Origin of the sequence: Dialister sp. (assembly GCF_036343215.1) — a bacterium.
Taxonomy (GTDB): Bacteria; Bacillota; Negativicutes; order Veillonellales; family Dialisteraceae; genus Dialister.
In genome coordinates, this window is sequence record NZ_JAZASU010000086.1 from 1 (window position 1) to 7,366 (window position 7,366).

At 50.3% G+C, this 7,366-nt stretch carries 6 protein-coding genes and 5 tRNA genes; all 11 read left to right on the forward strand.

The window, feature by feature from the left end; all coding sequences use genetic code 11:
* The first annotated feature begins 5 nt into the window (after positions 1-5).
* Positions 6-81, forward strand: a tRNA-Val gene (locus VZT47_RS08635).
* Positions 82-84: 3 nt separating this feature from the next.
* Positions 85-161 (forward strand) — tRNA-Asp (locus VZT47_RS08640).
* An 8-nt stretch (positions 162-169) separates the two neighbouring features.
* Positions 170-245: transfer RNA gene (locus VZT47_RS08645), tRNA-Phe, on the forward strand.
* 5 nt (positions 246-250) lie between these two features.
* Positions 251-336, forward strand: a tRNA-Leu gene (locus VZT47_RS08650).
* A gap of 35 nt (positions 337-371) precedes the next feature.
* Positions 372-456: transfer RNA gene (locus tag VZT47_RS08655), tRNA-Leu, on the forward strand.
* A gap of 289 nt (positions 457-745) precedes the next feature.
* The gene (locus VZT47_RS08660) at positions 746-2,011 is read left to right on the forward strand and encodes a DEAD/DEAH box helicase (protein WP_330224564.1); all 1,266 of its coding nucleotides are present in this window, start codon (positions 746-748) and stop codon (positions 2,009-2,011) included.
* A gap of 602 nt (positions 2,012-2,613) precedes the next feature.
* Positions 2,614-3,471 (forward strand): hypothetical protein, encoded by an 858-nt coding sequence (locus VZT47_RS08665; protein ID WP_330224565.1) that lies wholly within the window; start codon positions 2,614-2,616, stop codon positions 3,469-3,471.
* A gap of 162 nt (positions 3,472-3,633) precedes the next feature.
* Complete coding sequence (locus VZT47_RS08670) at positions 3,634-4,254, forward strand: ECF transporter S component (protein ID WP_330224566.1); 621 nt, start codon at positions 3,634-3,636, stop codon at positions 4,252-4,254.
* A 256-nt stretch (positions 4,255-4,510) separates the two neighbouring features.
* Positions 4,511-5,146 (forward strand): DUF188 domain-containing protein, encoded by a 636-nt coding sequence (locus VZT47_RS08675; RefSeq protein ID WP_330224567.1) that lies wholly within the window; start codon positions 4,511-4,513, stop codon positions 5,144-5,146.
* A 357-nt stretch (positions 5,147-5,503) separates the two neighbouring features.
* Positions 5,504-6,850, forward strand: coding sequence for a hypothetical protein (locus VZT47_RS08680; protein ID WP_330224568.1), 1,347 nt, complete (start codon positions 5,504-5,506; stop codon positions 6,848-6,850).
* A gap of 332 nt (positions 6,851-7,182) precedes the next feature.
* The coding region (locus tag VZT47_RS08685; RefSeq protein ID WP_330224569.1) for a hypothetical protein at positions 7,183-7,366 on the forward strand (184 nt) is incomplete at its 3' end.

Here is a 7,366-nt window from a genome sequence, read left to right on the forward strand (position 1 = left end):
AATATGGGCGATTAGCTCAGCTGGGAGAGCGTCTGCCTTACAAGCAGAATGTCAGCAGTTCGATCCTGTTATCGCCCACCAAACGGCCCGGTGGTGTAGTGGTCTAACATGCCGCCCTGTCACGGCGGAGATCGTCAGTTCAAATCTGATCCGGGTCGCCACTTAATTTGCCTCGGTAGCTCAGTTGGTAGAGCAAAGGACTGAAAATCCTTGTGTCAACGGTTCGATTCCGTTCTGAGGCACCATATATGCGGCTGTGGCGGAATGGCAGACGCGCTACTTTGAGGGGGTAGTGATCTTTCGATCGTGTGAGTTCAAGTCTCACCAGCCGCACCACTTAATTTCTAGTTACTGGTGCTACAATTGCATATGCGGTCGTGGCGGAACTGGCAGACGCGCTATCTTCAGGCGGTAGTGGAGTAATCCGTGAGAGTTCAAATCTCTCCGACCGCACCACTAGAAATTGAAACTCTCGAGACGTAAGTCCCGGGAGTTTTTTAATGCCCTGAAGAGCCTCCGGGCATCCGGAATTACAAAAATGTGCCCAAAGAGTATTTGGGCCCCGCCTGTGCCAAGACCCCATATACTTGCGCCACGAAAGTGGCGCCACCTTCACGAATCACGAACAACGAATCACGAAGAACGAAAATCGCAGGTGTCTGATATCCGTCTAAAGGCTGACAACTATCCCTATATGATATAATGAAATAAAAGTCATACGCATTCACATTGACTAGGAGGAACTATGAACGCATTTGCAGCACTTGGGGTAAAGGAAGAACTTGCTTCCCTTCTGAAAACCCAGGGAATTAAGATTCCCACACCCATCCAGCAGGCAGCGATTCCATCCATTTTCAAAGGAAAAGATCTCATCGGCCGTTCCCAGACGGGGACCGGCAAGACCCTGGCCTACCTGCTCCCCACTCTCCAGAGAGTGGACAGGAAAAATGGCTATACCCAGGTCCTTGTCATGACGCCCACCAGAGAACTCTCCAAGCAGGTTTTTGATGTTCTCCGGCCTTTTGCGATTCAGGAAGGAATCGATGCGGTCGATATCATTGGCGGAAGGACCATCGAAAACCAGCTGCAGAAACTGAAAAGGGATCCCCATTTCATCATCGGCACCCCGGGACGGCTCCTGGACCATATTCGGAGGAAAAGCCTGGATCTTTCCAATGTGAAAACGGTCATCCTGGACGAAGCGGACCAGATGCTGGCCAATGGATTCCGGGAAGACATCGAAACCCTCATTGATGAAACGCCGAAAAAGCGGCAGCTCCTTCTGTTTTCTGCCACCATGCCTGATGATGCCGTGCACCTGGCCCGGAAATATATGAAACATCCTGCCATCATAGATGTAGCCGAAAAACCGGCTGCTTCCACCGTGGAACAGAGAGTTTACGAAACCACGAAACCAAAGAAATTCAAACTCCTTGTCAAACACCTGGAACAGATGAATCCCTACATGGCGGTGGTCTTCTGCAATACAAGGGAAGAAGCCCATGAAATCGCAGGAAAACTTCAGGAAGAGACAGATTTCATCACCGACGAAATTCATGGCGATATGAGCCAGGGACAGCGGAACCAGGTGATCCGGGAATTTGAAAAAGCAAAAATCCAGGTCCTTGTGGCCTCCGATATTGCCGCCCGGGGCCTTGATGTGGAAGGCATTACCCATGTCTTCAACTATGATATTCCAAGAAATCTGGAATACTACATCCATCGAATCGGACGGACCGGCCGGGCAGGGACCAAAGGCATAGCCATCACCTACGCCACCCCGGAAGACGGACTCCTTCTCCGGAAACTGGAAAAGTCCATTTCCGAAACCATCACAAAGTATGATGAAAAAGGAAATATCCGTAAAGTCCGCACTGGAAGACCACAGAAAAAAGTGGTCACCCCGGGCATGTACAAACCGACAAAGAAAAAGGAGCACAAAGCCCTGGGCCATAAAGGCAGGAATATGAGACAGAAAAAGAAAGCGGAAAAACTGTCAAAGAAGAAATGATTCTGGTTGAAAACGGTATGGAGTCATCCATGCCGTTTTTGATTTAGGGCAATCGTGATTCGTGAGTCGTGATTCGTGGTTCGTGAAGGTGGGCGGCCTGATGGCCGCCGATTATATATGGGGATAGTATAGACAGCACAGGCGAGAGACGGCTTGAAATTTCTCCTGCACTACACATTCATGGCAGAGATGAAGAAAATGGAAAAGTTGACAGTCGGGCACCACCTTTCCCGGAGTGGAAAGGTGGCTGCGGAGCAGCCGGAAAGGGTGTTAAACCAGAAAAGGCAAATATGAGGCTGATTGCTAAATAGTACATGGGACAAAAGTCACCAACCTAAAGCATGCTGTCGTTTCAGGCTCCCCAAGGTTGGGGAGCTGGCCGCGAAGCGGACTGAGGGGTTGTTCTACCGCTTCAAGTCGGAAATGAGCTTAAAGGCAAAATCTCTCCTGCCGCTCGATGTATTTCCTGTGAGCCGAAGGCTCCATAAAAACGGCACCCGCAGGGCGCCACCTTCACGGGTCACGGATCATGGACCACGTTTTCGCAAAATCTGAAATTGCCCTTTCCCCCATATGGTACAATTAAATCCGAGGTGATTCTTATGTACCATAATAAACCGGCTCTTTACCAGGCCCTCTGGCTCCTGGCCCTTACGATTCCCTGGCCTCTGGCAGGGACTTTTGTCCATACGCCTGCCTCTCTTATGATCGGCATTTCCGCTTACTGGGGGATTGGTCTTCTGGCGCCCTTCCTTTTCTACCTGTTCCAGCAGAAAGGGTGGGGGAGTGAATTGGGTGCAATCCGTGCGGCGGTCCATCTGCCTCTCTGGATTTCCATGGTCCTGGCCCAGATTGCGGTTTTCTACAATTACCTGCCCCGGATTCAGGGAAGTCTTCGGGAGAATTTCCTTCCCGTCACGATCGGCGCATTCTTTATTCTTTCCTTCTGCATCCTTCTGACGGCGGCTCTGGACCGTATCCTGTCAAAACTCTATGAACATCTGAAAGCAAAAGGAAATCTCTGGGCGAAATGGCTGGGAAGCGCCTTTCTCACCGGTCTCATCCCGGGGACCGCCATTATTTCCTTCCTTGGTCTTTTCTATACCGGCGGCATGCGGCTTGATCCTTTCATGGCTTCCGTATTTCTGATGGAAATATTCAATATCATTTTCTACGCGAAAATTTTCCTTGCCATGATGACCTTCGGGCTCTTCGTATTCCTCGCAGGAGAGGGAAAAAAGAGCACCCGCATCACGAATTCCGTATTTTCCGCCGTTTTCTGGATGTTCCTTCTCTTCATTCCCATCGTGATTTCCGACCGGCTCACCTCTACCGGCGCCTGGAGGACCTGGTTTGATCCCTCCTATATTTCCATGTTCCCTTACCTTTCGGACCTCTGGATGTGCGGCCTTTCCCTGATGGGCGGCGAAAGAATTACGAAATGGATTTTTAAAGAATAAGTGTTGACAAATCAATTTTCCTCATTATAATATCTATTGACACTTTTGGCGGATTGACGAGCTCCGCTTTGCAGGTATCCCTTGCGAACCGGACCGCGGAGTGAATAGACCGCCTTATTTTTACGGCTTATATCTCACAGAGAGTAAGAACGGAGGAAACAAATGGAAAAAGAAAACACCCCGGCAGCACAGGGCACATTTATGAATCTGAAGGAGCTGACCATTTCCGGTCTCCTCGCAGGAATTACCATTTTCCTGGGACTCACAGGTTACGGATTTATTCCCCTGGTCGTTATGAATGCCACCATTCTTCATATCCCGACCATTATCGGGGCTATCGTGGGAGGACCCAAAGTAGGAGCCATCGTAGGCCTTCTTTTCGGACTCTTCTCTTTCTTCCAGTCCCTCCGCGCACCGAGCCTTCTGCTCCAGTTCGCCCTGCAGTACAATCCTTTCTATGATGCCTTCATCTGCATCGTACCAAGAATCTGCATCGGACTCTTTGCTTACTTTCTTTATAAACATATTCCTCTTCCCGAAGGCATCCGCATCGGAATCGCAGCCATCGGCGGATCCCTCTGCAATACCGTTCTTTTCCTCGGATCCTTCTATCTCCTCGTAGGGGCTCCCTATGCAGCATCCAAAGGAATTTCCGTAGAAGCCGTAGGAGCCACCATTCTTGGAATTGTCGGAGTCAATGGGATTCCGGAAGCTCTGGTTTCCGCAATTATTATTATTCCGGTCGTTTTAGCCCTTAAACATTCCGGATTCAAGACGAAATAAGTTGGTTTGCTGAAATCGGTGAAGCTTGGCTTCACCGATTTTTGTTTGGAAATAGGGATAGAGTCACTTGAGGTCATCGTGATCCGTGAATCGTGGTCCGTGGTCCGTGAAGGTGGGCCGCCTCCGGCGGCCAGGTTATATATGGGAATTGGGTCAGACGGGGAAATTCATATTAAAGGCGCGCTGCATGAATTGTGCGCGCACCTTCCCGCAATCCGCAATCCCCAATCCGAAATCCGATTGATAACCGGTAAGAATGATAAGTGAAAAGAAAGGAAATACCATGAAACTCCTCATCGACGGCGACGGCTGTCCCGTGATTTCCGAAGCGGAAAAGTCAGCCTCCCTTTTTCATCTGGAATCCATCATTGTCTGCGACACCAGCCATCTTATCCGCTCTGAAAAAAGTAAAGTCCTGATGGTAGACAAAGGAGTCGATTCCGCCGATTTCACCCTGACCAACCTTATAAAACCCGGTGATATCGTCATTACCCAGGATTATGGCCTGGCCGCCATGGCCCTGGCGAAAAAAGCCTTTCCCTTTCATCAGAACGGCTGGCGGTATACCGATGAAAATATAGGACGACTCCTCATGGAGCGGTACGAAGCGAAAAAGGCAAGAAAAAGCGCCAAACATCACCTCAGGGGTCCGGCCAGAAGGAAGAAAGAGGATAATGAGAAATTCTATCATCTGTTAGTCAGCTTTTTGGAAAGAAAGTGCAGCTCCATGAAAGACAAAAAACAGAATATAAATAGAAATGAGGAACCTCATTTCTATGAGACCACCCGGAAAGCCCTGGTAGAAATGGATGAGATGAAAAAACATCCGGAAAAATACAAGGCCTATGATACCTTTGATGAACTCATGGAAGATATCCATAAAGAGGACTGAAGACATAGGTGACGAAAAAACTTCTGCATTCAGGAATGAATACAGAAGTTTTTTCATCATAACAGGACTTAATTCGCGGCCTGCCTAAGGCAGCTCCCATTCAGAAAACTGACATTGTCTGGTTTTCAAATTAGAATTCACGGCGCCCATAAATTTGCGCCGCACTACCCTGCAATCCGCAATCCGCAGTCCGAAATCCGTTTTTTCCGTGCTTGCCCGCCACCGCCCCGATACTCCCGGGACTCCCGGCAACCCCCATATCCCTGAAACAAAAATCATCACATCCTTAATCTAAAGACAGTATTTACCCCACAAAACTGCTATAATAAAAGAAACAATTGCGAAAAAGGAGGGCCTATGGAGTACAGGATCGGAGTCATCGGCGCATCGGAATCGGTGGAAAATGTACGGAAAGCAGGGGAGGACTATGCGGGGGAATTGAAACTACTGCCCTTCCCCTTTGAAAAGGAAAAAGAAATCAGAAATATTCTTGACGAAAACCGCTCCCTGGTGGACGGCTGGCTTTTCACGGGACCCTTGCCCTATGAAATGGGAAAGAAATATTTCCGGAAAGAAGACCATATTTCCTGCTGCCGTCCGGCGGGGGCCATGCTCCTTGTGCGGGCCCTGGAAATCATGAGGAATGCAGGAAAAGACAAACCCCGTTTCTCCATCGACATGCCGGAAGGTCTCATCGATATTTCAGAGGTCCTCTCCGATTTGAACCTTCCCCTGGACGAAGTCTATATGAAATATTACAGGTACTCCGAACTTGAGAAATACGAAAATTTCCAGAAAAATGGATCGCCCCGGCCGGAAGAAACCATTGCGGCATTTCATCGGGGACTCTATGAAACGGGAAAAACCGACGGCGCCGTCACGGCCTATCGCTCCGCCTGCCTTGCCCTCAGGGAACGGGGCATTCCCGTGTATTTCCTGAATCTTACGAAAACCGAAATCCTCCTTTCCCTCCGCCAGACGGTAGAAGAAATCCGGACCACCTGGTTCAAATCCGCCCAGGCCGGGACCGTGGCCATTGCCATTCATGATTATGAAAACGTGCTGGACCATATGAATTCCGATGCCCAGCTCCAGCAGCTGGAATGGGAAATCAAAGGGAAACTCCTGCCCCTCTGTGAAGCCCTGGACGGGTCCCTGGTAGAAAAAGGAAACGGCCGGTATGAAATATTTTCCTCCCGCGGCCAGATCGAAAGCCATCTGGAAAACCTGCAGCTTGCCATGAAAGAAATCCGGATGACCCTCAATCTCTACGGCTCCGTGGCAGCCGGCATCGGTTATGGAGAAACCGTGACCCGCTCCCGGATGAATGCCCGCTTTGCCGTAGATGCGCCCATTCTGGAAGAAGGAATCCGCATCTCCGAAGATGGAAAAGAAATCACCCTGCCCGAAGAAACACAAATCCCTCCGGAGGGGGAGAAAAAAGACGAAGTGGGCCCGGCCGCCAGGGCCAGACTGAAACAGGTGGGAGTCAACGAAAAGACCCTTCTCAAAATCCGCCTCGCCGCTTCCGCCTTCCCCGGAGGCATCTTCTCCGTCAAAGACCTCTCCACAAAACTTTCCGTCACTCCCCAGAACATACGTAGAATCATGGGAGCCCTCTGCCGGGCAGGCCTGGCAGAAACAGTGAGCGAAGAATCCGCCGCCCTCCGGGGCCGGCCGGGGAAAATATACCGGCTCCTGTAAAACTTTTCAGAAATAAATTTCCCGGATTTCCGGCGGCGAAGCCGCCACCCTGGCCGGGGAAGGTGCCCGAAGGCGCTGGATTGGATGATTTATGCTCCCCCGGAGGGAAAAGTCTGCCTGCTTACCGGTTACCGCATTCGTCCCGAATGTCTTTTATCAGGCAGCCTCATTTGCGCCTTGTACCGAACCCTGCTCGCGAACCGTCAGACTCATTTTCGACTTGCCGGTGCCTGACATCCCCTCACCGCTTCGCGGAGCTCCCCGCACTTCGGGGAGCGCGCTTTTTCCGACAGAGTCATTTGTCCCGGGAAGCTTTCAGCAATTAGTCTCGTATGTGCCTCAAAAGCCCTGCGGGCAGGGAAAATCAAAAATTTAACAAAATTCTAATGATACAAATCGCGGTTTTTGCTACTATACCTGCGAAAGCTGAAAAGAGCGAGGCCTCGGGCCGAGTTCCATTCCATCTGCTGAGCGCTCAAAAATTTAAGGCAGATCCGGAACAAGACCCACGTGCTC